The organism is Mesorhizobium sp. WSM4844, assembly GCF_055811775.1.
The window spans coordinates 1-23,594 of the sequence record NZ_JBVVQB010000084.1; the positions used below are offsets into that span (position 1 = coordinate 1).

The following is a 23,594-nucleotide window of genomic DNA, read 5'->3' on the forward strand; positions in this document are numbered from 1 at the left end:
TGCGTTTCAAAAAACGCCCCATGCGCCATCTGCGTCAAACTTCGGCCCCCGTGCAAAGCCCTCACAAGGGGAGAAGGCAAGGCCGCGCCTGCGACACGGTGCTGTAGTTGCCCCCAGCCTGTCACCGGTTTATGTAAAGCTGCATGAGTGACATGACTTCGCGCCTCAGCGGCTGGATGGATTTCGCCAACCCGACGCGGTTTGTCGGGTTGGCCGACAAGGTGGTGCCGTGGCTGGCAACCATCGCCACACTCCTCCTGGCCGCCGGGCTCTACATGAGCTTCACGGCGCCGGAGGATTTCCAGCAAGGCATCACCGTACGTATCATGTACATCCATGTGCCCTTCGCCTGGCTGGCCATGATGTGTTTCACGCTGATGGCGGTTTCCGCATTGGGCACACTGGTGTGGCGCCATCCGCTGGCCGACGTCGCGCTCAAATCGGCGGCACCCATCGGCGCCGTCTTTACAGCGCTCGCGCTGATCACCGGTTCGATCTGGGGCAAGCCGATGTGGGGCACCTGGTGGGTGTGGGATGCGCGGCTGACCTCGGTGTTCGTGCTGTTCCTGATGTATCTCGGCATCATTGCGCTGACGCGGGCCCTCGACGATGCCGCGCGCGCCGCCTGGGCCGCTGCAGTCATCACCCTGGTTGGATTCATCAACATCCCGATCATCAAATTCTCCGTCGACTGGTGGAACACGCTGCATCAGCCGGCTTCGGTGATCCGGCTCGGCGGGCCGACCATCGATCCCAGCCTGTTGCGGCCGTTGCTGGTGATGGCTCTGGGCTTTACCGTGCTGTTCTTCGCGCTGCATCTGATGGCGATGCGCACGGAAATCCTGCGTCGCCGGGTCATTGCCATGCGCCGCGTCGCGGCACGGCAGGCCGAACGGCAATCAGCCTGACTCCCTTCAGCTTTGCCCCCTCGCAGGCTCAGGGGGTCAAAGCTCGAAAGCCAAGCAATTGGCTTTCCGTCCGCTCCGCGGACCGCTTCTCACCCCATGCGGCCGCGCGCCGCCACCGGCAGCGTCTCCAGCACCCGTTCTCCGGCGATCAAGTGAACTTCGTCGAACAGATTGGTGACGACGCAGCAATGGTCGGGCACGATGCGCACGCGCTCGCCGATACGCAGTCTGGCGTCGCCGGAAAGCGTGACGTTGCCGTGCTCCTCGCTGAGCCTGGTGACGGTGGCGCCCGGCATGCCCAGCAATTCGCCGAAATCGGTCAGCCCCAGCGAGTCGCTGGACAAAGCCTTGCTGCCGGCATCAAGGATGGCCCGTGTCGGCGTCGGATGGCTGACCACCGTCGACAGCACCGTCAGCGCGCAATCGTCGAGGCTTCCGACGCCCTTGGCGACCTGGTAGCGGTCGAGATAGATGTAAGTGCCGGGGCGGTACTCGGTGACGACGGAAGCCTCGCTTGCGCGCCACATATCCGGCGTGCCGCCGCTGGAGATGCGTTGGCAGGCGAGGCCGGATGCGGCCAGCGTCTGGCGCGCATCGGCGAGCCACGCCTCGGCCTCGGCGGCGCGGCCTGCCGCCGGATAGGTCATCAGCCCGCCGAAGGCGAGCCCCCTGGCCTTGTCGATCTCCCTGGCCAGCGCGACAGCCTCGCTGGCCGATTGGACGCCGCAGCGGCCCATACCGGTATCGCACTCCACCAGCACCTGTAGCGGCTGGCCTGGATCGGTGAAGGTGGCGGCGAGACCCGCAAGCGTTTCCATGCTGTCTGACGTCACTGACAGCGTCACGCGGCCGTGCAGCGCCTTGAGGCGCTCCAGCTTGGCCCTGCCCAGAATGTTGTAGGGCACAAAAATGTCGGTGAGGCCGGCATCTGCCATCACCTCGGCTTCACCGATCTTCTGGCAGGTGATGCCGACCGCACCGGCTGCGATCTGCTTCTTTGCCCAGTAAGGCAGTTTGTGGGTCTTGATGTGCGGCCTGAGCTTCAGCCCGTGGCGGTCGGCGTGGGCCTGCGCCCGCGCGATGTTGGCTTCGGCGCGGTCGACATCGATCAGGATCGCCGGTGTATCGAGGTCGTCTATGCTCAGCATGGATTTTCACCCTGGGATTTGCCTGGACTTATGGCCTTGATCGGCCCGGATGTCATGAGGCCAGCACGCGGTTTACGTCGACACCGGATCGGTGTTCGGCTATTCGGTTTGGAGATCACCCAGGCCAACGGGAAGGAACCACAACCATGAAACGCTCCGCTATCAACGACATCATCCGCGACGCCGATGCCTTCATCCGTTCGTTCGGCTACATCATGCCGCCCTTCGCCTATTGGACCCCGGAACAGATGAAGGCGCGCCGGCAGGATTCGTCGGCCATCTTCTCCTCGCGGCTCGGCTGGGACATCACCGATTACGGCCAGGGCAAGTTCGACCAGCTCGGCCTCTTCCTGTTCACCGTTCGCAACGGTCGCTACGAGGACATGAAGAAGGGCATGGGCATGCTCTATGCCGAGAAGATCATGATCTCGCGCAAGGATCAGCTGTCGCCGATGCATCGTCACAACATCAAGGCCGAGGACATCATCAACCGAGGCGGCGGCAAGCTGGTGCTGGAGCTGTTCATGCACGATCGCGATGGCGGCATCGATCCGAAGGCGGAAGTATCGGTGCCGGTCGACGGGACTATCCACCGGCTGCCGGCGGGCGGGCTCTTGAAGCTCGATCCGGGCGAGAGCGTGACGCTGCTGCCGGGCGTCTGGCACGCCTTCTGGGCCGAGGGCAAGGACGTGCTGATCGGCGAGGTTTCGACCGTCAACGACGATCTCACCGACAATGTCTTCCGCGAGCCGATCGGCCGCTTCGCGGACATCGACGAGGACGTCGCGCCGCTGCACCTCCTGGTGTCGGACTACGAGAAGTGGGTGGGGTAAGACGGCCTTTCGTTCCTAACGCTGATGCTTGTCTTCCTTTCGCTTGCCCAGCAGCAGCTTTCGCTCGAGATGGGCTCGCAGGTCGCCGTAATACGCGGTCAGGAACGGGCGGGCATCATGCGCCTGCGGCGTTGAACCGATCTTGCGTCCGATCGTCTCAGCCACCGCCCGCAGCGCGAAATAGTCGTCGCGGCGCAGCACTTCTTCCAGCTTGTGCAGTTCGGCGATGCCATAGGCATCGAGCTGCGCGTGGCTGAACTGAAAAGTCCTGGCGACCGGATCTTTTCGTACCGACAGATCCTCCATCAGCGTGCGCTTAGGCGCCTCGACGACCCAGGTTCCCGCCAGGAGGTCGCCAATCCGCAACCGGTCGCGATTGAAAAGCGGGAACAAGGCGAACAGCAGCGCCCATACCAACCCAAAAACTGTCGTCAGCGTATCGGCGACGCCCATCCCACTGCGTCCGGCGATAATCGACAGCGGCAGAAAGACCTCGATCTCGCGCATCAGATTGCGGGCGATGACCTGATCGACCGACAGGCCGGCTCCGTTGCGTGACGCCACCCTGATGCCGATGATCCGCTTGCCGGGGGTCGACGCGCGCCGGCCCGCCTCGAAGGCGATGAAATAGACGTTTCGCAGAAAAAAGATCGCGATGATCCAGACGATGAAAAGCGGCTGCAATCTATCAGTGCCGAAACCGGTTACTCCAAAGATCGCAACAATCGTGACGGCGATTGCAGCCGTGGCGATAAACACGACATCGAGCAGGAAAGCGGCCGCCCGTGTACCGGCGTCGGCCAGCTTTATCTGAAGGTCGACACCTTCAGGCGTGATCAGCGAGCGCATTGTCGCCAGCGCAGCGCGTCTAGCGGTCGCCATTGCGCACCACCTGGAACAGGTAGAAGTAGCCGATCCACAGTGCGAGCATGCCGCTGCCAATGGCAAAGCGGATGACATCGCTGGTGATCGTCTGCCTGCCGATGCCCTCGAGCAGTCCGGCAAACAGCAGCATGACCGAAACGCCGACCATCGCGGTCGCTGCGATGCGTCCGGCATGGGCGGCTGCCGTCATGCGGGTCAACTCGCCGGGAAAGGCGATGCGCGTGCCGATCCGCATGCCGGCAGCGCCGGCCAGTGCTATGGCGAACAATTCGGTGGTGCCGTGAATGGCCAGCCAGCCCCCAAGTTCGATGCCGAGCCCCTTTGCCCAGTAGACCTGGAACAGCGCACCCAGCATGCAGCCGTTGAACAGCATCAGCAGCACCGTCGGCACCGCGAAAGCAAATCCAAGCGCGAAGGCGAGGATTGCGACCTGGACGTTGTGGGTGAAAAGATAAGCGGCAAAGCCTGAGAGAAAGCCATTGTCGCCATCATAAAGCATGCTGCGCAGCATCTCGGCCGAAGCGTCGGGGCCGCGGCCGGCGGCCAGGCCCGACGGGATGATCGCGTCGAACCAGCCCTTGTCGGACGCTACCAGCCAGGCGCCGGCGCCGATGCCGACAAACATCAGCGCCACCGACACCAGCGTCTCGCGCCACAAATCGCGGATGGCACCGGGCCAGTCGTGCAGGAAGAAATCGCCAACACGCTGCGGTAGTCCGCGGCGTGCCCCATAGAGATAAAAATATCCCCGCAGCGACAGGGATTCGAGATAGGCGATCAGTGCGCTGTCGAGGGATGTCGCTCTCGCCACCGAAAGCGAAGACAATGCGGACCGGTAGAGCAGCGGCAGCGACAGCAGCTCTTCTTCCGACAGCGTCCGCGGCGCGCGTTTCTCGACGCGGGCGAGTAGCGCCTCGAACGCCTGCCAGTCGGCCTCGCGCTCCCGACGGAAGCTGGCCAGCGACTGGCGTACGGCATCGCCGCGTCTAGCATCGCCGGGAACTGGCGCAGTCACAACAAATCCTCGCCCTTGAACTGCAGGTAGCGCTCGACCAGCGCCGGCCCCAGCCTTTGATGGTCGGCTTCGATCACATGCGCGCCGAGCAGCCGCAACCGGCCGATGACAACCTGCCTTTCGCGCAAAAGCCCGCCGGCGACGACGGCGCGGGCGACATCCTCGCCTGATGAAGGTGGCATGTCGGCCAAGCTCTCCAATTCGACATCCCTGATCATCATGAACAGCACCAGATGCCGCTCGGTGAGCCTGCCGACGGTGCGCAGCATCAATTCCGCGCTGATCGGATCGACGAAGTCGGTGAAGATGATCACCAGAGAGCGCCGGTCGAGCCGTGCCGCAAGCGTGGTCAGCGCCAGGGTGAAATTGGTCTCCTCGTTGGAATAGTCGATCTCAACCGCCCGCTTCTGGATCATTGCAAAGCTGGCCGAGCCGCGCACCGCGCCGCTGGCGACGCGCGGCCGCGCATCGAAGCTGAACAGGCTGACCATGTCGCCGCCCTTGAGCGCAATGAACGCAGACAGCAAGGCGGCAGCCACCGCCCGGTCCACCTTCGGCAGGCCGTCGACCGGCTCGCACATCAGGCGTCCGCTGTCGATGGCCAGCACGATGTTGTTGTTCTCCTCGATACGGAACTCGCGCGCCAGAAGCCTGCCGTGGCGGGCGCTGCGCTTCCAGTCGATCATCCGCCGGCCCATGCCGGGCTGATAATCCTTGAGCGCCTCGAATTCCCGGCCCTGGCCGGCCCGACGCTGCGCATGCCCGTCGGGCAGGGCGTTGCGCTGCAGCAGCGTGATCGCCTGGTCGCGGGCGCTGCGGACGTCGGGCAACACTGCCACCTTGCTTTCCATCGGCAGGACGACCTGGTTCCAGACCAATCCGAACGGCCCGCGCCAGCGCAGCCACAGACGATCGAAGCTGGCGATGCCGCGCCGCAGCGCCTGAAACCGCAGGTCGAGCGATCCGCCATCCCCGGTGGCAGCCAGGGGACCGCCGGTACCGCCGATCGGCGCCAGGCGCGCATCATGACCGACGCGCGCCTCCAGGGTTGGCATCCGGCCTGAAAAACGGGCGGCGACGTGGACGGTGAACTGGCCGCCGACGCCGACCTGCGGCGGCGCGTGGAGGCTGGCGGCCAGCGATTTCCGCCCGCGTCCCGCCGCGGTGTCGACCGCCAGGAAGGCCAGCAGCAGGCAGATCCACAGCAATCCGAGATACCACAGCGACGGCAGCGCCAGCGCGACCAGGAAGGCCGGCACCGCGCCTGCTGCTGCCGCCCACACCGCTCGGCCGCTGGGATAGATCAACGCGGCGCTTCCGTCTGGTCGACCAGGTCGGAGACGATCTGCTCGACCAGCCGGCCATCGATCTGCGCGGCCGGCGACAGGATGACGCGATGGCGCAGCGCCGGCACCGCCAGCGCCTTGACGTCGTCTGGGATCACATAGGCGCGCCCGTCGAGCGCTGCCCGCGCCCGCGCCGCCCTGGCCAGCATGGCGCCCGCGCGCGGACTGGCGCCAACCTCCAAATCGGCGGTGTCGCGTGTGGCGCGCACCAGCGCCGCGATGTAGCCGACGACGTCGTCGACGAGGGTGACGGAGCCGACGGTTTCGAGTGCCTTCTCCAGCGTCTTGCGATCCGTCTGGGCCTTGATGCCGTATTGCGCGATGTCGTGCGAGGCGGAGCCGCCGCCGTGATGGATGATGATGGCCCGTTCCTCCTCGGGACCGGGATAGCTGACCCGGTGCTTGAACAGGAAGCGGTCGAGCTGTGCTTCGGGCAGGGGATAGACACCCTGATGCTCGATCGGGTTCTGGGTCGCGACCACCATGAAGTTGCGGCCCAGCGAATGCGTGGTGCCGTCGAAGGTGACCGCATGCTCCTGCATCGCCTCCAGAAGTGCTGCCTGTGTCTTGGGCGGCGTGCGGTTGATCTCGTCGGCAAGCAAAAGATCGCAGAAGATCGGACCGCGCGTCAGCGTGAACTGTCCAGTCTGGAAATTGTAGATGTTCGATCCGACGATATCGCCAGGCATCAGGTCCGGCGTGAACTGGATGCGCCCGTAGGCGACACCCAGAGCCTGCGCGAAGCAGCGCGCGGTCATTGTCTTGGCCGTGCCCGGAGGGCCTTCCAGCAGGATATGCCCGCCGGCGAACAGGGCGGTCAGCATCAGGTCGACCGTGTCGTGCTGTCCGGTGATCGCCTTGGCCACTTCTTCCCTGATCCGTGTCGCCAGGGCCTTTACATCATCGACGTTCACCGAGCCTCCTTGCCGTCCAATCGTGCAGCCGCTCGGCTGCCTCGTGCATTTGCGTCAGGTTTTTCGCCTCGCCGGCGGCTTGCGCCCGCGCGGTGAATCCGCTGACTTCGTCCTTATCGCGAGAATCGAGCCAGCGGTCGAGCGCTTCGCCTTGCAGGCCCTGCGGCGCTCCCAGCAGTGTGCCGGCGCGCACCCGCATCAAGGCCGCGTAACGGCCTCCCAGTTCGTCGAGCCGCCCGGCGCGCCGCAACAGCATCGCCGTCGTATCCACCAGCGCACGCTTGCCGAAGGCAATGGCGCGCTGCTCGGCGCGCGGCGGGCCGAAACGGCCGAGGCCACGCAGGAAAGCCAGCGCCGCCGCGGCCAGGATCGTCAGCGTCAGCGCCAGGAACGGCGGTTCGACCAGGAGTTTGGCAAGGTCGTATTTTCGCCCCGCGCCGTGCAGCGTGAGATCGAACATGACCTGGCCCTTTTCGGGCTGCAGCAATGCAATCAGGTCGAGCGCGGCTGCCGCCTTGGCGGAATCCGCAAGCGCGGCGTTGTTGATCAGGTCGGGGTCGGTCAGGATATAAAAAGGCTTGTCGTCGAGTTCAGTGAGCACAGCCTTGTCGTTGCCGGCTGCTATGATTGGATCCTCGTCCGCCACCCACTGCAATTCGTCGGGGGCGGCAACGGACTGGCCTTCGACGTCGAGTTGCCGCACCGTGATTTGGCCGTCGCCGATCCTTGTCTTGGCGATCCGGCCGAGCCATTGGTTCACCACGGTTTCTGGCAATCGCCCGAATTTCATCTTCCAACCTTCGTGCTCCTCCAGCGGCAGGGTTTGCCATTTGGGCAGCACGAAGAGGGTATTCAGGTCCTGCCGAAGTTCGAGGATGCGGTCGAGCGCGGCGGGATCGCTCTCGGGCGAAATGGTGACGATCAGCAGCATGTCGGTGCCGAGATCGTCCTCGGTTCGTGCCATGGCCGGCGGCTCGCCGGTGAGCCGCAACCATTCAGCCAGGCCGGCATAGCCAACGCCGCTTTTCGACAGCGGCGTGGCGCCGCCATTGCCGGGTTGCCGGAAATCGGGCGCATAGGTGGACAGCAGGAAGAAACCCGCTGCCGCAAGCAGGCTGGCGAAAATGCCCCAAAACAGCGTTCTTCGATTGAATGGTTCCTGCGCCGCTGGTTCGACCGTCGCAGCGCTCATATCCAGGCATCCCGGAAGACGAACCGCTCATAGGCGCCGCGTGCTTGCCGCCAGCCTTCGTCGCCGACCGGCCTGCGCGCGAACAGTGCGGCTTCGACGATGCGTGCGATCTCGGTAAACGCCGCGCGGGCCTTGGCGGGAACCGAAGCAGCAGCGGCGATGTCGCGCGCCGTGAGCGACGGGCGCAAAAAATCCGGCAGCCGGCCGGCAATATCGGCGACGCTGCGCCGAAGCAGGAGATGGACAGCTTCGTCATAGTCGCCTCGCGCGGCCAGCGAGTCGGCTTCCGACAGCAGGATCTGCGCGGCGCCGGCGTCGGGACGCCATGCTTCCTCCGCCTCGGTTTCGCGCCGCACGCGCTGCCAGGGCAGGCGCCAGGCGATACCTTTCATCTCGAGAAAGACCAGGAGCAGGATGATCGCGGCGCCTGATATCACCGCCCCCCAGAACAGATAGATCATGTAGGGACCGAGCGACGACAACAGGTCCAGCAGCGGCTTCAGCCAGTCAGGCGGCTGCGGCGGCACATAGGCCGGCAGGCCGAACTGGATCGACTTATCCGAGATCAACTGCTGATGCGCTTTTGCCAGCCATTCGGCTTCCGCTGTGCCTGGCTGTGCCACTGCCAACCGTCCCCTGCAACCTGTGGTTCCCAGTCGACACTGGCAATGCACAGCGGCAATTGCAAGTGGGCTAGACGTCGATCTCTAATGTTGGCACATTTGATGCGGGGATCACCAGCCGATATGCGGCGATTGAGCGAGGGGACGCATCATGGTTTCAACGACACTGGAACGACCGGACAAGTTTCGCATCGGCAGGGTTTTCAACGACAGCTTTGCTGTCATCAGCCGCAATATCGTGCTTTGCCTCGGGCTGGCAGTGCTGTTTTCAGGCTTGCCAACGTTGCTCTACCAGCTTTGGCTCTGGAAATGGGCAAGCGGCACCGAGACAGGCACTCCGGAGTTCTCGGCCCAACGCGTTATCGTTACAATCCTTGTCGTGCTGGCTTCCATGGTGTTGGCAGCGATCTTGCAGGCGACGCTGGTGCGCGCGGCCATCGAGGATCTGAATGGCAAGCGGCCATCAATGGGCGACAGCCTCAAGATGGCAATCTCCCTCCTGCTGCCGGTGATAGGCATCGCAGTACTGGTCTCTCTTGGTGCGGGATTGGGCTTCATGCTGCTCATCGTCCCCGGCATCATCCTATGGCTCCGCTGGTCGGTCGCCGTGCCGGTTCTGGTTCAGGAACGGCGGGGGGTGTTCGGCAGCATGAAGCGCAGCCGCGAGCTGACCAAAGGGAGCCGCTGGGCGCTGTTCGGATTCTGGATTATCCTGATCATAGCGGTGATCGTCATCCAGCTTGTCTTGAGCCAAGTCGTCATGGTCTTTGGCGTGACAACGGCTCTCATCCTGGATGCCCTGGTGACATCCGTCGTATCCGTGGTGACCTCGGTTGCGCCGGCGGTCAGCTATGTCGAGTTGCGGCAGGTCAAGGAAGGCACCAGCGTCGACGAACTGGCGGAGATCTTCTCATAGCGGCAAGGCCGCCTTCACCGCATCAGGATCGGCCTTGACTGGACAGGTTTACGTCATGGTTTCAACGACATTGGAACGACCGGACAAGTTTCGCATCGGCAGGGTTTTCAGCAATAGTTTTGCGGTCATCGGCCGCAATCCGGGTCTGTTGGTCGGACTGGCGGCTCTTTTTTCCGCCCTTCCGGCACTGGTGCTCAACCTTTGGAATTACAGAAATCTTGCCAACCTTGATTTTGCCGATCCCGAAAGCCTGGCGGTTGCCGATCCATCGGCGGTTCTAGGCAACTCGCTAATATCGATGGCTTTTGGCTTGATCTATTTTGTGCTGGCTTTGTTGTTTCAGTCGTCACTGGTAAGGGCGACGATAGAAGACTTGAACGGCAAGCGCCCGGCAATCGGTGACTGCATCCAGATCGCCTTGCGTTGCATGTTCCCGACGCTCGGGATGGGCCTGGTTGTCTTCCTCACCATGATCCTCGCGTTAGTGGTGACGATGTTCGTGGCTGGCATGCTTATCCCCGTTTTTGGAAACATCATTGTGTTCATCGCGTTCATCGCGTTGGTGGTTCCAGGCATCATGTTGTTCCTCGGTATATCGGTATCCGTGCCCGTGCTGATCCAAGAGCGGCTTGGCGTGTTTGGTTCGATGTCGCGCAGCCGTGCTCTGACGAAGGGCAGCCGCTGGTCATTATTCGGTCTTTTGCTGGTTCTGTTCTTGGCGGCGATTGCCATCCAAATGGCGTTTGCATTGTTGTTTGGATTTACTTTCGCCATTACCGGCAGCCTCTCGACCGTTGGCCTTGTTGTCGGCGCAATCGGAAGCGCGCTTGTTTCGACAGTCGTGTCTACTTTGATGTCGGTTGCCATCGCGGTCAGCTACGTCGAACTGCGGCAAGTCAAGGAAGGCACCGGCGTTGACGAACTGGCGGAGATCTTCTCCTGATGCGAGAGGTCGCCTACCACATCATGAACGAAGCGACGTCCGCGTCGGAGACCTTGCCCGCGGCCACGTCGGCGATCGCCTGGTCGACGATTGCCGCGCCCTCGGCAACCTCGTCCTCGGTCAGCGTCAGCGGCGGCATGAATTCGAGCACATTGGCCTTCAGTCCGACATAGGTGAAGGCAGCACCCAGTTCGTAGCCGCGATAGATGATCTTGGCCGTCGTCGTTGCCGCGACCGGCTCGCGTGTCTTGCGGTCCGTGACCAGGTCGACGCCGACGGCTAGGCCACGCCCGCGCACGTCGCCGATGATCTCATGTTTTGCGCAGAGCGCCCGCAGTGCGTCTGAAAACAGCGTGCCGACGCGCGCCGAGCGTGCGACCAGACCTTCGCTGTCGATCGTTTTCAACACGGCGTTGCCGGCAGCCGTCGCAACCGGGTTGCCGGCGGTCGTCTGCAGCGCGAAGGCCGGCGCGTGGTCCATGATCTCCTTTGGGCCGACAACGGCCGAAAGCGGCAGGCCGCCGCCGATACCTTTACCGAAGACGACGAGATCGGGCGTCAATCCTTCGTGCTGGAAACAGTGCATCATGCCGCTGCGGGCCAGCCCGACCTTGACCTCGTCGACGACAATCTTGATGCCATGCCTGCGGCAACGTTCCTGCAACGCCTTGAGGAAGCCGGGCGGCGGCACGATCAGCCCGCCATCCGACATCAGCGGCTCGATGAACACTGCCGCGACCTGATGCGGCGGGCAGGTGGTCTCGAACTGGTAGTCGAGCAGCGCAAGAACCGCCTCGGCGCTGAACTGCGGCCGGAACGGATCGGGGTAGGGGAGCAGCAGCAGGCCCGGCCTTGGCAGCGCGTGGGTCATGGCGGTATGGCCGCTGATGCCCATCGAGCCGGTGAGATTGCCGTGATAGGAGCCGATGAAGGAGATGAAGCGCGAGCGGCCTGTGGCAGCCTGCAGCACACGCACCGCGCAGTCATTGGCGTCCGATCCGGAATGGCCGAACCAGACACGCCGCTCACCGTCGCCCAGCGTGATCGCCAGCAGCCGCTCGGCCAGCGAAACCGCTGGTTCGTTGGGGTAGAGCAAAAGGCTGGCGCCGGCCATGTCGCGGATCGCCGCCTCTACCGCCGCGACGATGGCCGGATGGCCGCAACCGAGGATTGCCGGACCGGCTGAGCCGGACAGGTCGAGCAGCGAGCGGCCGCCTTCCTCGATCAGCCGGTTGCCCCGGCCGCCGACGACGCTCAGCGGCGAGAAACGCAGCTTGCCGATCTGGGCGATGGTTACCGCATCACGCTCGCGCAGATTGCTCATGACGCCTTCTCCTTCTGCTGCGCGGGCACGACGGCGGCCAGTCGGTTCGCCCATGCCTCGATGCCGGAGCGGCTCGACAACAGATCCTGCCGGATCTCGATGAGGACGGCGGCAATGCCGCGGTCGTCGCCGTGGATGGGCACGGCGTAGTCGGCGTCGCGGCTGATCACGTAAGGCACATTCGCCGCGACATTGAGCGCGCCGTCGACGCTTAGGCCGGCAAGGATCGCTTCGCCAAAATCGCCGGCGCGATCGTAAAGCACGCCGGCATGCCAGGGCCTGGGAACCCCGAGGAAGACCGGCGTAAAACTGTGGATCGTCACGATCCGTGTCGGCCTGCCGTCCTTCGCCCGGCGGTCGAGGTGGGCGGCCACCCGGTCATGGAAAGGCGCGAACATGATTTCGGCGCGCCGTGCCCGCTCGGACGGATCGAGGCCGATATTGCCGGGAATACCGGTGTCTTCGGACAGGTCAGGAATGCTGCCACTCGTGCCCAGCGGCCGGTTGAGGTCGATCAGCAGCCGCGAATAGCCGCCGAGGAAGGCAGGTGCATCGAGCAGCACCGACAGACGGCGCGTCACTTCGGCGGCGCCGATATCCCAGGCGATGTGACGTTGCAGATGGCTGATATCGAGCCCCAGCTTTGCATACTCCGCCGGAATGTGGTTGGACGCATGCTCGCACAACAGCACGATGTCAGAGCGTCCATTTTCGTTGAGCACGTCGACGGCAGCTGGCCAGTCATTCGCAAGCTGCGCAGCCATCAATAAAGCGTCCGGTAGAGGTCGCAAACAGCCACCGGATCGAGGCCGGCAAGGCGCTCGGTCTCGTGTCGCTTGAGCCCGACGAAGGTCTCGACGAAGACCGGCGCGAACCACCCGGTGACGGTGCTGTCGGCGGTGAGCGCGTCGAGCGCCGCCGCCAGGGTTTCCGGCAGGCGCACCAGACCAAGCTTCTTGCGCTCCGCCTGGCTCATCAGCGTCGGGTCGCCGGTGACCAGCGGCGGTGTCGGCAGCTTTGCCTTCAGCCCTTCCAGCCCGGCCCGAATGATCGTCGCCAGGGACAGATAGGGATTGCCGGTGGCGTCGGCGGCCCGGTATTCGATGTTGTATTGCGGCGCCGGATCGCGCCCGCCGATCGTCACCGTCGGGCAGATGCGCAGGGTAGCCTCGCGGTCGCGATCGGCAAGCCAGGTGTAGGACGAACTCCAGCTATGCGGCTTCAGCCGGTAATAGGACGACACGCTTGCCGCCGTCATGGCGGTGATGCCAGGCAGATGGCGCAGCACGCCGGCACAGAAGGCGCCGGCCTGGCTGGAAAGACCGCCCGGTCGCGCCGGATCGTAGGTCACCGCCTTGCCGGCCTCGTCGACGAAGCTGATATGGATGTGGACGCCGTTGCCGACAGCATCGGGCGCGGGTTTGGGTGTGAAGCTGGCGCGCCACCCGGCATTGCGCGCGACTTCGCGGGTGATCTCGCGGATGGCGACGGCGCGGTCGGCTGCGGCAAGCGCATTGGTTGGCTCGTGCGTCACCTCGAACTGCTCGTTGCCGAACTCGGCGATGACCACTTCGGGCGCGACGCCCGCTTCCTCCAGCGCCGCCATCAGATTTGGCGCAAAGGGATCGGCGCGGCGCAGTGCGGCGAACGACAGTGAATGACCCGGCACGAAGCCGGCATCGGCGATGTGGAATTCATGTTCGAAGGCGGCGATGACGGAAAGCCCGGTTGCCGCCTTCAACTCCGCCAGCGCATTGCTGAGCATGGTCCGCGTGCAGCCGACCCAGGGGCTGCCGTCGAGTTCGACGATGTTTCCCGCGACCATGTCGAATGGCGTCACCGACCCGGTCAGCGCCGTGCGAAAACGTGCGTTGAGGTCAGGCACCAGTCGCACATCGCCGGACGAACCCCAGGGATTGGGATCGACGATGGAATTGAACGGGGTCAGCGACAAATTGGCCTGCAGCCAGCCGACGCCGGTGGCAGCGATCTTCTGCAGCCTGCTTTCGACGACGGAGCGGCCGCGCGTGATCGCTGAGAGATCGGTGGTGACGACGGCAACGAGCGGTTCGACGGTCGATGTCATGCGGCTTTTCCCAAGGCTTCGAAGCGGGCGGCGACGGTAGCGGTGTCGGTGATCCAGCAATAGCCGCCGAAGGCTTTCAGCGCATCGTCGTGGCGCTCTTGCGTGGCGGCGGCACAAGCATCCGACACGCAGGTGACGAGATAGCCGCGATCGGCGGCGTCGCGCACCGCCATGTCGACGCACTGGTCGGTCATGATGCCGGCAATGATGAGATAACGCACGCTGAGGTTTTTCAGAACATAATCGATGTTGGTCGAGTTGAAGACGCCCGACGAGGTCTTCGGCAGCATGATCTCGTCGCCGACCGGCGCCAGCGACGGCACCGGCAGGCCTGCCGGCCAACTGGGCGCGATATGGATCGGCGTCAGCTTGTGGTCGAGCGAGCGATCGCGGCCGTCTTCCGTCAGGCTCTGTATGATGGTATGGATCACCTCGACGCCATTGGCACGGGCAGCCGCCAGCAGCCGCTCCTGGTTGGGGATCGTCTGCGACGCCGTCTGCCGGTAGAAATAGTGGTCGGGGCCATGCTCCGGATGCGCCGGATCGGCGCCGGGCTCCAGCCAGACACGTTGCATGTCGACCAGCAGCAGCGCGGTTTCGCCGGCCCGGAACGGCTCGTTTCGTTTTGGCAATGCCTGCGTCATGCTTTCTGGTCCTGCCTCACTGATTTGGGTGATCTGGGTTGGGCTGATTTGGGCCCGGGCATCCTGCGCGCCGCGTTTTCTTCGGGGCCGGCACTGTCGAGGGTCACGGCATTGGCATGCCGCACCTCCTCCAATTTTTCGATGCGTTCGCGGGCGCCATCGCTCAGCGTGGCGACGATCTGCGCGACCAGCGCCTCCATCTGCGCCATCGCCGGCGCCAGCGTGTCATAGGGGGAGGCGACTTCCAGCGGGCTGACGATGGTGACTTCGGCGAGATCGGCGATCGGCGACAGCCATTGGTCGGTGAACAGCACGATGCGCACGTCGCGCGCCGCCGCCTGCCTGGTGTAATCGATGACGTCGAACTGGTAGCGGCGATAATCGAAAACGACGAGCACGTCGCGTCGGCCAAGATCGGCCAGCGTGTCGAAGGCCTGTGCCGACAGCGCGCCGAGGTCGCGCACACCCGGCCTGAATTGCAGCATGTAGCCGGCGAGCATGCCGGCGATGTGGCGGCTGAAACGGCCGCCAAGCATGACCACCTCGCCCTTGGTCTCCATCAGCAAACGAGCGGCGCGCTCATAGCTCTGCAGCGGGGTCAGGCTGACGGATTTCTCGAGCGCAGAACCGACGGAGCCGAGATAGGCGAGGATGGCGCTGTCTTCCGCGCCTGTCGGCCGCTTGGCCTCCATCATCAGCAGCGGCGAATGCAGTCTGGCCTCGACTTCGGCCAGAAGCTTGGCCTGGAAGTCCGGAAAGCCGTCATAGCCGAGCTTCACCACCAGCCTGACCACGGTTGGGTCACTGACGCCCGCGCGCCGGGCGAGTGACGAAGCGGTGCCGAGGCCAGAGGTCGGATAGTCGGTCAGAAGCAGCCGGACGATCTTTTCCTCCGACGGCGTCAGCGCAAGGTCCCCGCGCATCAGAACATCGCGTATCGCCATTGGCCTCCCCAAAATCCGCGCTGGGCTTGCTCTGCCTCGTTGTGTCGAGTTTATTACAGAGATTTTAATTTCGGTCAACAATGAAGAGATATTGACATGGCCGGACGACTGGTCTTAGCTTTGTCACAAAGCAGCCAAGAGACTGTGGGGAACAGCCCATGCGGACTGGAAGCGACGTCATTGTCGTCGGCGCGGGTATCGTTGGATCGAGCGCGACCTATTATCTGGCTGCGTCCGGCGTGACGGTGACGCTTGTCGAGCAGACGCATCCCGCCGGCGGGCCGTCCGGCAAGTCCTCGGCCCTGCTGCACGCCTTCTATCTCTTGCCGGAACTGTCACAGCTTGCCAGTCGTGGCCGCGAGATCCTCCTGTCCTTGCCGGAGATATCGGGCGAGGGTCCTTTCGTCACCGAAATCGGCATGATGTGGGTATGCGGCAGCGACAATGAAGCGAGTTGGAAGGCCGCCGCCGAACGGATTCGCGGCGAGGGCGCATTGATCAAGACGCTGTCGCCGCAAGCCTTCGCCGACGCCGCGCCGGGCTTTGCACTGGACAATGTCGCGCTGGCGCTATGGGAGCCCGAATACGGCTATGCCGACGCCTTCGGCGCAACCAATGCAATTGCCCGCGCCGCCAAGGCACGCGGTGCCAGGATCACGCAGAACACCCTCGTCGAACGGCTTGTGAAAGAGGGCGACCGCATCAGCGGCGTCGCGCTCGCCGATGGAACGGTGCTGAAGGCCGACGCCGTGGTGCTTGCCGTCGGGCCGTGGACACGCCGCCTGCTGGCGACGGTCGGCCTCGAACTGCCGCTGCATGTCGAGCGCCATCCGATGGCCGTGCTCGACGCAGCCGGAAAGGCGCGCCAGGTCATGCCTTTCGCCTGGTGCGACGACATCTCCTGCAATTATGCGCGGCCCGACGGTGACGGTGTCATCCTTGCCGGCAGCTGGGCCGGCGGCGGCACCGGCGTGCGCCACGAACAGGCCGGTCGTCCGCGTTTCGTCGACAATCCCGACGACTACATGGAAGGCGTCGAGGAATCAGAATCGGTCGAGATCCTCGAGACCTTCGCGGCGCGCGTGCCGGCGATGGCCGAGCTGGGCATCCGTCCCGGCTATGCCGGGCTATACGACATGAGCCCCGACGACCTGCCGGTGATCGGAGCCATGCCCGGCGTCGATGGTCTGTTCGTCTCTGCCGGCTCCTCCGGCCATGGTTTCAAGACTGGTCCGGCGGTCGGCGAAGCGGTGGCCAGGCTGGTCACCGAAGGCGCCCAGCCGATGCTGGCGCCGTTTTCGCCCAGCCGCTTCAAGGTCGCCTGATGGCATCGGCGGCGATGGGCGAGACAAGCGCGCGGTCGTTCATGCCGGCCGCGTTCCGCAACGCCAGCGCCGATGCGCTCTGCATGGTGACGGTGCTGCTGCTGGCAGCGTTTATTGTCTTCTTCTTCGGTGGCGCCGCCATGCAGCGCGTCGTCACCTATGCCGCGATCATGCTGACGGCGGTGCTCGGCCTGCAGATCTTTTCCGGCAACAGCGGCATCGTCTCCTTCGGTCACGCCGCCTTTGTCGGCCTCGGCGCCTATGCCACCGGCATCCTGACCATGCCGGCGGCGCTGCAGCGCACTGCGTTGCGCGACCTGCCGCAGTTCCTCGCTGGTTATGAACTCTCTTTCTTCGCGGCGCTGGCCGTCGTGCTGATCCTTGCGGTCGTCATCGGCCTGCTGACCGGCACGCCGCTGCTCAGGTTGTCCGGATCGAGCGCATCTATCGCCACGCTCGCCATGTTGATCATCGTCTACACGCTGCTGGTTGCCGGGCGCGAGATCACCCGCGGCAGCCAGCCCTTTTACGGCGTGCCGCGCGAGGTCGGTCTGTGGACCGCCATCGGCGTCGCTTCGGTGGCACTGGTGGTGGCGAGGCTCTTTCGGGAAACCGCCTTCGGCCTTGCCACCCGCGCCGCCGCCAATGACGAGCGTGGTGCGGCTGCCGTCGGCGTCGACCAGCGCACCTCGCGGCTGGCCGCCTGGGTGGTGGGCGCGGTCGCCGCCATGGCCGCCGGCGCCATGATGGCGCAGTTCCTCGGCGCGTTTTCGCCGCGCGATTTCTATTTCGACCTCGGCTTCACCTTGTTGGCCATGCTCATCGTCGGCGGCATGAACTCCTCGCTCGGCGCCTTTGCCGGCGTCGTCGTCACCATCGTGGTGATCGAGGTGGTGCGTCGTTTCGAAGGCGGCGGCGAGGTGTTCGGCCTGCATCTGCCGGTGCTGTTCGGCCTGACCCAGGGTGTGCTTGCCATTGCCATGATCCTGGTCATCTGGCGGCGGCCAACCGGCCTGTTCGGCGAGCGCGAGCTGAACCTTTTGCGCCGGCCCGGCCGCAAGGCCGCCACGGTTCCTGCTGCGCCGCTGCTTCATGCCGAGCGCGACCGGCTGGCGGCCGACCATCTGTCGCGGCGCTATGCCGGCGTCATCGCCGTCGACGACGTCACGCTCGCCTTCGACACCGACAGCATCACCGGCATCATCGGCCCGAACGGCGCCGGCAAGACCACACTGCTCAACATGCTGGCCGGCGACGTCGAGCCGAGCGCCGGCATGGTGTCTATCGGCGGTTTGGTGAGGCAGGCCTCGGCCTTTCGCTTCGCCCGCTCCGGCGTTGCCCGCACTTTCCAGAACATCCGCGTCTTCGCGCAAATGACCGTGCTGGAAAATGTCGTGGTCGCCGCTCGCTCGGTCGAGCCCGATCTTGCCAATGCCGAGGCGGCGGCGATGCGCGAGCTTTCGCGCATGGGGCTGGAGAAATTTGCCGATCAACCCGCCGCCAGGCTCGCCTACGGCCAGCGCCGCCGGCTGGAGGTGGCGCGTGCGCTGGCGCTGAAGCCGCGCTTCCTGCTGCTCGACGAGCCCGCCGCCGGCATGAACGCGGTCGAGACCGCCGAGCTGGTTTCCATCCTCTCGGCCGTCCGCGCCGAGCGCCGCATCGGCGTCGTCCTGATCGAGCACGACATGCGGCTGGTGATGAACCTGTGCGAACGCATCGTCGTCATCGACCATGGCCGCGTCATCGCCGACGGCACGCCGGCCGAAGTGCAGAACAACCCTGCCGTCGTCGCCGCCTATCTCGGCAGCCGCACCGCCCGCGCCAAGACAGGACAAGAGACGCCCGCCAGCGAAACGCCCGCAAGTGAAACCGCATGAACCGTGTAGCCAACGACAACAAATCCAGAAGGAGAACCGACATGCCAAAGCTCTATCGCCTCCGCCGCGCCGCCCTCTATGCGGCGGTGTTCGGCATGACCCTCGCGATCGTCTCTGCGGCTTCCGCCGAGGAGATCATCATTGGCGCCGCGACGGCGCAGACCGGCGGCCTTGCTCCCTACGACCAGCCGGCACTCGCCGGCCTGCGCATGGCGCTCGACGAACTCAACGCCAAGGGTGGACTTGGCGGCAAATACACCGCCAGGCTGATCATCAAGGACACCCGATCCGATACGGCGCAGACCGCCACCGTCGCCCAGGAATTGATCGACGCCGGCGCCAAGATCATGATCACGCCTTGCGACGCCGATCCCTCGATCTCGGCCGGCCAACTCACCCAGCCGCTCGGTATTCCGACATTGACGCTTTGCGGCTCCGCCCCGGTGCTCACCGCCGCGGTCGGCGACGTCATGTTCGGCACCTATCCAGCCGACAATGTGCAGGCGACCGCGGTCGCCAACTTCGCCATCGCCGAAGGCAAGAAGAAGGTCTATCTCCTGACCTCGCCGGACTCCACCTACACCGCCAACCTGCCCGAGTATTTCGGCAAGGTGTTTGAGAAGAAAGGCGGCGCCGTCGTTGGCCGCGGTACTTTCACCATGGGCCAGCCGGACTTTTCCGCCGAGATCACCAACATCAAGAGCCTTGCCGACCAGCCGGACCTGATCATGACCGCCGCCTATGAGCCTGATTTTCCGGCCTTCATCCAGCAATTGCGCGGTGCCGGCGTCACCGTTCCGGTCTATGGCGCCGACGCCATCGGCACGCCGACCGTCAAGGGGTTGGGCAAGCTGGTCGACGGCGTCGTCTATACGGCAGCCGGCTATGCCGAACCGGGCAGCAAGCTGGAGGCTTTCAACACCGCCTTCGCCAAATATGCCGGCCACGCGCCGGAATCGACCTATGAGGTGAACGGCTACGAGATCGGGCTGGTCCTCGACCAGGCGGTCAAGACGGCCGGCTCGGACGATCCGAAGGCGATCCGCGACGCCATTGCCGGCCTCAAGGACTTTGATGGCATCACCGGCAAGATCACCTATGCCGGCACCGACCGCATGCCGCTGCGGCCGGTGGCGCTGATGCGTTATGAAGGCGGCGAGGGCAAGCATATCCAGACCATGATTCCCGACGCCGCCGACGTCCCGGCGCCGTGACATCATGCTGAGCGTCGAAGCCCTGAAGATCCGCTACGGCGAGGTCGAGGCGGTGCGCCGCGTCGACCTCGCCGTCGACAGCGGCGAGATCATCGCGCTGGTCGGCGCCAATGGCGCCGGCAAGAGCTCGACGCTCGGCGCCATTGCCGGGCTGGTGCCGGCCGTCTCGGGGAAAGTGGTCTTCGACGGCGTCGATATCACCGGCCTGGCGCCTGAGGCGATCGCCCGCAAGGGCGTGTCGCTGGTGCCGGAAGGCCGGCGCATTTTCGCCGGCCTGACCGTGGCCGACAATCTGCGTCTCGGCGGTGCGATGCACCTGCCGGCGGTGGAGGCGAGGGTGCGCGAAGAGGAGATGCTGGAGCTGTTTCCGATCCTGCGGCGCTACCACCGCGTCAAGGGCGGCAATCTCTCCGGCGGCGAGCAGCAGATGCTGGCGATCGCTCGCGCATTGATGGGCAAGCCGCGCATGGTGCTGCTCGACGAACCGTCGCTCGGTCTTGCCCCGCAATTGATCGACACGGTCTTCGACCTGATCGCCGAACTGCGCCGCAGCGGGCTGACCATCCTTCTCGTCGAGCAGAACGTGGCGCTGGCGCTGGAGGTCGCCGACCGCGCCATCGTGCTTGCCAATGGCGAGGTGGTGCTATCGGGCACCGCCAAGGAACTCGCCACCTCGGACCTCGTCCGCCAAGCCTATCTCGGAGCCTGAGCCATGATCGCGCAGCAGATCATCAATGCGGTGAGCCTCGGCGGCGTCTATGCGCTGCTGGCACTTGGTTTGGCGATCGTCTTTTCCATCGTCGGCCTGATCAATTTCGCCCATGGCGAGCTGATGACATTGTCGGGCTATGCCTTGCTTGCCGCGCTGGTTTTCGGTCTGCCGTTTCCAGCGGCAGTGCTCGTCGCCGTCTCCTGCGGCGCGCTCGCAGCGGTTGCCATGGAGCGTGTTGCCTTTCGCCCGATGCGCGGCGCCAGCGTCACCAGCCTGCTTCTGACCAGCTTCGCCGTTTCGAGCCTGCTGAAGGTCGTCTTCCAGAACGGCATCTCGGCTCGGCCGCAGCCGGTCGCCATGCCCGGATGGATGACCGGCGCCTTCTCGTTCGGCGACTTCACCATCGGCGTCAGCCCGAGCATCTCCATCGTTGTCTCGGCCCTGGCCTTGATTGCGCTGGAACTCTTCCTGCGCCGCACGGTGACTGGCACCGCCATGCGCGCCGCGGCCGAGGATTTCAACGTCGTCCGCCTGATGGGCATCCCGGCCAGCCGCATCATCGCCACCGCCTTTTTGCTTTCCGGCCTGCTCGCCGGGCTGGCGGCGATGCTGTGGGTGGCGCAGCGCGCTTCCGTCGACCCGCTGATGGGTTTTACCCCAGTGCTGAAGGCGTTCATCGCCGCCGTCGTCGGCGGGCTGGGCAGCCTGCCCGGTGCCGTCGCTGGCGGCTTCCTGCTCGGCATCATCGAAGTGTTGCTGCAGGCGACGCTGCCGGCGGCGGTCGCACCCTACCGCGACGCCATCGTGCTGTCGGGCGTCATCGCCGTGCTGCTGGTGCGGCCGCAAGGCCTGATCCCGGCGGTTCGCGTGCAGCGGAGCTAGAGCATGATCCCGAAAAGTGGGACCGGTTTTCGGAAAAGATCATGCAACAACAAGAAGGTACTATGTACACGAAACCCGAATTCGCACCGCTGTCGCTGGACGAGGTGTTCGGCCTGATCGAGGCGGCGGCCTTCGCCACGGTGGTGACAACCGGACCACAGGGGCTCGTCGCCTCGCATCTGCCTTTCGTGCTCGATCGCGAGCGGGGGGCGAACGGCACGCTGGTGTCGCATCTGGCCCGGCAGAACCCGCACATCGCGCTGATCGCCGAGGGCAGGGAGATGATCGCAATCTTCCACGGACCGCATGGCTATATCTCGCCCTCCTGGTATCCGCGCAACCCGGTGCGCGACAGCGCGCCGACCTGGAATTTCGCCGTCGTCCATTGCCACGGCCGGCCGGTTCAGCTCGATGATCACGCCACCGTCCGCCATCTGCTGCGGCTTGTCGACGTGCTGGAAAAGGACCGCGACGACCGCTGGCGCATGCGCGAGCTCGGGCCGGGCGGCATGCAGCGGCGCATCCCGCATATTCTGGGTTTCGATCTGCCGATCGAACGGCTCGAGGCCAAGTTCAAGATGGGCCAGGACGAACGGCTCTACGACACCAATGCCGCGATTGGCACGCTGGAGCAGAGCGATCCGGCGCTGGCGACGATGATGAAGATGCACAACGCGCATCGCAAGGACTGACCGTTGCAGCAATGCGGGCAAGGACAAAATGATCCCCAATCTCAATATCGTCCCCTTCGTCAGCGTCGACCACATGATGAAGCTGGTGCTGAGAATCGGCGTCGAGCGTTTCCTCACCGAGCTCGCCTTCTATATCGAGGACGATTTCCGCCGCTGGGAGGCCTTCGACAAGTCGCCGCGCCTCGCCTCGCACAGCGCCGAGGGCGTCATCGAGCTGATGCCGACCAGCGACGGCGAGGTCTATGGCTTCAAATATGTCAACGGCCACCCGAAGAACATGCGCGAAGGCCGCCAGACGGTGACCGCCTTCGGCATGCTCGCCGACGTCCACAATGGCTACCCAGTGCTTTTGTCGGAAATGACCATCCTGACTGCGCTGCGCACGGCGGCGATGTCGGCGCTGGCGGCCAGGCACTTGGCGCCGAAGGATGCCGACTGCATGGCGCTGATCGGTAACGGCGCCCAGGCCGAATTCCAGGCTCTGGCCTTCAAGGCCTTGCTCGGTGTGCGCGAATTGCGCTTCTACGACATCGACCGCACGGCGACGGAAAAATGCATCCGCAATCTCGCCGGGCTGGGCTTCGACATGGTCGCCTGCCGCTCTACCGAAGAGGCCGTCGAGGGAGCCGGGATCATCACCACCGTCACCGCCGACAAGCAGTATGCCACCATCCTCACCGACAACATGGTCGGCTCGGGCGTCCACATCAACGCCGTTGGCGGCGATTGTCCTGGCAAAACCGAGCTGCATCGCGACATCCTGCTGCGCTCCGATATCTTCGTCGAATATCCGCCGCAGACCCGCATCGAGGGCGAGGTCCAGCAGCTTGCACCCGATCATCCGGTGACCGAGCTGTGGCGGGTCATCACCGGCTTGGCTGAAGGCCGCCGCGATGCCAGCCAGATCACGCTGTTCGATTCCGTCGGCTTCGCCATCGAGGATTTTTCGGCGCTGCGCTATATCAGGGACCAGTTGCCATCGACCGGCCTCTACCAGCAACTCGACATGCTGGCCGACCCCGACGAGCCGCGCGACCTGTTCGGGATGTTGTTGAGGGCGGCATCGGCGAAGACTGCGCAGGTGGCGTTGTAGCGCCGGTGGGCGGCACCCAAAATTGTCGATGTCGGCGCCGCCCCTCATCGCCCTGCCGGGCACTTCTCCCCGTATAGT

The 23,594-nt window shown here is 64.7% G+C and carries 23 protein-coding genes; 11 read left to right on the forward strand and 12 right to left on the reverse strand.

The window, feature by feature from the left end:
• Nucleotides 1–143 precede the first annotated feature (143 nt).
• Nucleotides 144–908: a heme ABC transporter permease gene (locus AC0L2A_RS33875; RefSeq protein WP_023803199.1), complete on the forward strand. Its 765-nt coding sequence runs from the start codon at nt 144–146 to the stop codon at nt 906–908.
• 89 nt (nt 909–997) lie between these two features.
• Here AC0L2A_RS33875 and AC0L2A_RS33880 read toward each other — a convergent pair whose 3' ends face one another.
• Nucleotides 998–2,056 (reverse strand): D-TA family PLP-dependent enzyme, encoded by a 1,059-nt coding sequence (locus tag AC0L2A_RS33880; RefSeq protein ID WP_473612539.1) that lies wholly within the window; start codon nt 2,054–2,056, stop codon nt 998–1,000.
• Nucleotides 2,057–2,202: 146 nt separating this feature from the next.
• On the opposite strand from AC0L2A_RS33880, the gene AC0L2A_RS33885 reads away from it, so the two are divergent.
• On the forward strand, nt 2,203–2,889 hold the full coding sequence (locus AC0L2A_RS33885) for a D-lyxose/D-mannose family sugar isomerase (protein ID WP_473612540.1): 687 nt from the start codon (nt 2,203–2,205) through the stop codon (nt 2,887–2,889).
• Between the two features lie 15 nt (nt 2,890–2,904).
• Here AC0L2A_RS33885 and AC0L2A_RS33890 read toward each other — a convergent pair whose 3' ends face one another.
• The 6 genes from AC0L2A_RS33890 to AC0L2A_RS33915 are packed head-to-tail and all read right to left on the reverse strand — an operon-like array spanning nt 2,905 to nt 8,864.
• A complete protein-coding gene (locus AC0L2A_RS33890; protein ID WP_473612541.1) occupies nt 2,905–3,771 on the reverse strand; it encodes an RDD family protein in 867 nt (288 codons plus the stop codon).
• Nucleotides 3,758–4,789 carry a stage II sporulation protein M gene (locus AC0L2A_RS33895; RefSeq protein WP_473612543.1) on the reverse strand — a complete coding sequence of 344 codons (1,032 nt, stop codon included), beginning with the start codon at nt 4,787–4,789 and terminating at the stop codon, nt 3,758–3,760. Before AC0L2A_RS33895 ends, AC0L2A_RS33890 begins: the two co-directional genes overlap by 14 nt.
• Nucleotides 4,786–6,096, reverse strand: coding sequence for a DUF58 domain-containing protein (locus tag AC0L2A_RS33900; protein ID WP_473612544.1), 1,311 nt, complete (start codon nt 6,094–6,096; stop codon nt 4,786–4,788). Before AC0L2A_RS33900 ends, AC0L2A_RS33895 begins: the two co-directional genes overlap by 4 nt.
• On the reverse strand, nt 6,093–7,049 hold the full coding sequence (locus AC0L2A_RS33905; protein ID WP_091591710.1) for an AAA family ATPase: 957 nt from the start codon (nt 7,047–7,049) through the stop codon (nt 6,093–6,095). Before AC0L2A_RS33905 ends, AC0L2A_RS33900 begins: the two co-directional genes overlap by 4 nt.
• A complete protein-coding gene (locus tag AC0L2A_RS33910; RefSeq protein ID WP_473612545.1) occupies nt 7,036–8,241 on the reverse strand; it encodes a DUF4350 domain-containing protein in 1,206 nt (401 codons plus the stop codon). Before AC0L2A_RS33910 ends, AC0L2A_RS33905 begins: the two co-directional genes overlap by 14 nt.
• On the reverse strand, nt 8,238–8,864 hold the full coding sequence (locus AC0L2A_RS33915; protein ID WP_473612547.1) for a DUF4129 domain-containing protein: 627 nt from the start codon (nt 8,862–8,864) through the stop codon (nt 8,238–8,240). Before AC0L2A_RS33915 ends, AC0L2A_RS33910 begins: the two co-directional genes overlap by 4 nt.
• A gap of 151 nt (nt 8,865–9,015) precedes the next feature.
• On the opposite strand from AC0L2A_RS33915, the gene AC0L2A_RS33920 reads away from it, so the two are divergent.
• A complete protein-coding gene (locus AC0L2A_RS33920; protein WP_473516371.1) occupies nt 9,016–9,780 on the forward strand; it encodes a glycerophosphoryl diester phosphodiesterase membrane domain-containing protein in 765 nt (254 codons plus the stop codon).
• Nucleotides 9,781–9,814: 34 nt separating this feature from the next.
• Complete coding sequence (locus tag AC0L2A_RS33925) at nt 9,815–10,723, forward strand: DUF7847 domain-containing protein (protein WP_473612548.1); 909 nt, start codon at nt 9,815–9,817, stop codon at nt 10,721–10,723.
• Between the two features lie 13 nt (nt 10,724–10,736).
• Here AC0L2A_RS33925 and AC0L2A_RS33930 read toward each other — a convergent pair whose 3' ends face one another.
• Genes AC0L2A_RS33930 through AC0L2A_RS33950 form a run of 5 tightly spaced genes read right to left on the reverse strand, consistent with a single transcriptional unit; the run spans nt 10,737 to nt 15,721 of the window.
• A complete protein-coding gene (locus AC0L2A_RS33930; RefSeq protein WP_473612549.1) occupies nt 10,737–12,047 on the reverse strand; it encodes an aspartate aminotransferase family protein in 1,311 nt (436 codons plus the stop codon).
• Entirely contained in the window at nt 12,044–12,811 is a 768-nt protein-coding gene (locus AC0L2A_RS33935; protein ID WP_473612551.1) for an N-formylglutamate amidohydrolase, read from the reverse strand. The genes AC0L2A_RS33930 and AC0L2A_RS33935 overlap by 4 nt, the downstream gene beginning before the upstream one ends.
• Nucleotides 12,811–14,133 carry a type I glutamate--ammonia ligase gene (locus tag AC0L2A_RS33940; protein WP_473612552.1) on the reverse strand — a complete coding sequence of 441 codons (1,323 nt, stop codon included), beginning with the start codon at nt 14,131–14,133 and terminating at the stop codon, nt 12,811–12,813. The genes AC0L2A_RS33935 and AC0L2A_RS33940 overlap by 1 nt, the downstream gene beginning before the upstream one ends.
• Complete coding sequence (locus tag AC0L2A_RS33945) at nt 14,130–14,777, reverse strand: cysteine hydrolase family protein (RefSeq protein WP_473612553.1); 648 nt, start codon at nt 14,775–14,777, stop codon at nt 14,130–14,132. The genes AC0L2A_RS33940 and AC0L2A_RS33945 overlap by 4 nt, the downstream gene beginning before the upstream one ends.
• Nucleotides 14,774–15,721: a MurR/RpiR family transcriptional regulator gene (locus tag AC0L2A_RS33950; RefSeq protein ID WP_473612555.1), complete on the reverse strand. Its 948-nt coding sequence runs from the start codon at nt 15,719–15,721 to the stop codon at nt 14,774–14,776. The genes AC0L2A_RS33945 and AC0L2A_RS33950 overlap by 4 nt, the downstream gene beginning before the upstream one ends.
• A gap of 158 nt (nt 15,722–15,879) precedes the next feature.
• Between AC0L2A_RS33950 and AC0L2A_RS33955 the strand changes: the two genes are divergently transcribed.
• From AC0L2A_RS33955 to AC0L2A_RS33985, 7 genes are read left to right on the forward strand one after another with little or no spacing between them, the layout of a single operon-like run.
• Entirely contained in the window at nt 15,880–17,046 is a 1,167-nt protein-coding gene (locus AC0L2A_RS33955; RefSeq protein WP_473612556.1) for an NAD(P)/FAD-dependent oxidoreductase, read from the forward strand.
• A complete protein-coding gene (locus tag AC0L2A_RS33960) occupies nt 17,046–18,923 on the forward strand; it encodes a branched-chain amino acid ABC transporter ATP-binding protein/permease (RefSeq protein WP_473612557.1) in 1,878 nt (625 codons plus the stop codon). Before AC0L2A_RS33955 ends, AC0L2A_RS33960 begins: the two co-directional genes overlap by 1 nt.
• Nucleotides 18,924–18,964: 41 nt before the next feature.
• On the forward strand, nt 18,965–20,137 hold the full coding sequence (locus AC0L2A_RS33965) for an ABC transporter substrate-binding protein (protein WP_473612559.1): 1,173 nt from the start codon (nt 18,965–18,967) through the stop codon (nt 20,135–20,137).
• Between the two features lie 4 nt (nt 20,138–20,141).
• Nucleotides 20,142–20,846: an ABC transporter ATP-binding protein gene (locus tag AC0L2A_RS33970; RefSeq protein WP_473612560.1), complete on the forward strand. Its 705-nt coding sequence runs from the start codon at nt 20,142–20,144 to the stop codon at nt 20,844–20,846.
• Nucleotides 20,847–20,849: 3 nt separating this feature from the next.
• The gene (locus tag AC0L2A_RS33975; RefSeq protein WP_473612561.1) at nt 20,850–21,731 is read left to right on the forward strand and encodes a branched-chain amino acid ABC transporter permease; all 882 of its coding nucleotides are present in this window, start codon (nt 20,850–20,852) and stop codon (nt 21,729–21,731) included.
• Nucleotides 21,732–21,772: 41 nt separating this feature from the next.
• Nucleotides 21,773–22,423, forward strand: coding sequence for an FMN-binding negative transcriptional regulator (locus AC0L2A_RS33980; protein ID WP_473612562.1), 651 nt, complete (start codon nt 21,773–21,775; stop codon nt 22,421–22,423).
• Between the two features lie 28 nt (nt 22,424–22,451).
• Nucleotides 22,452–23,516, forward strand: coding sequence for an ornithine cyclodeaminase (locus AC0L2A_RS33985; RefSeq protein WP_473612563.1), 1,065 nt, complete (start codon nt 22,452–22,454; stop codon nt 23,514–23,516).
• Nucleotides 23,517–23,594: the final 78 nt, after the last annotated feature.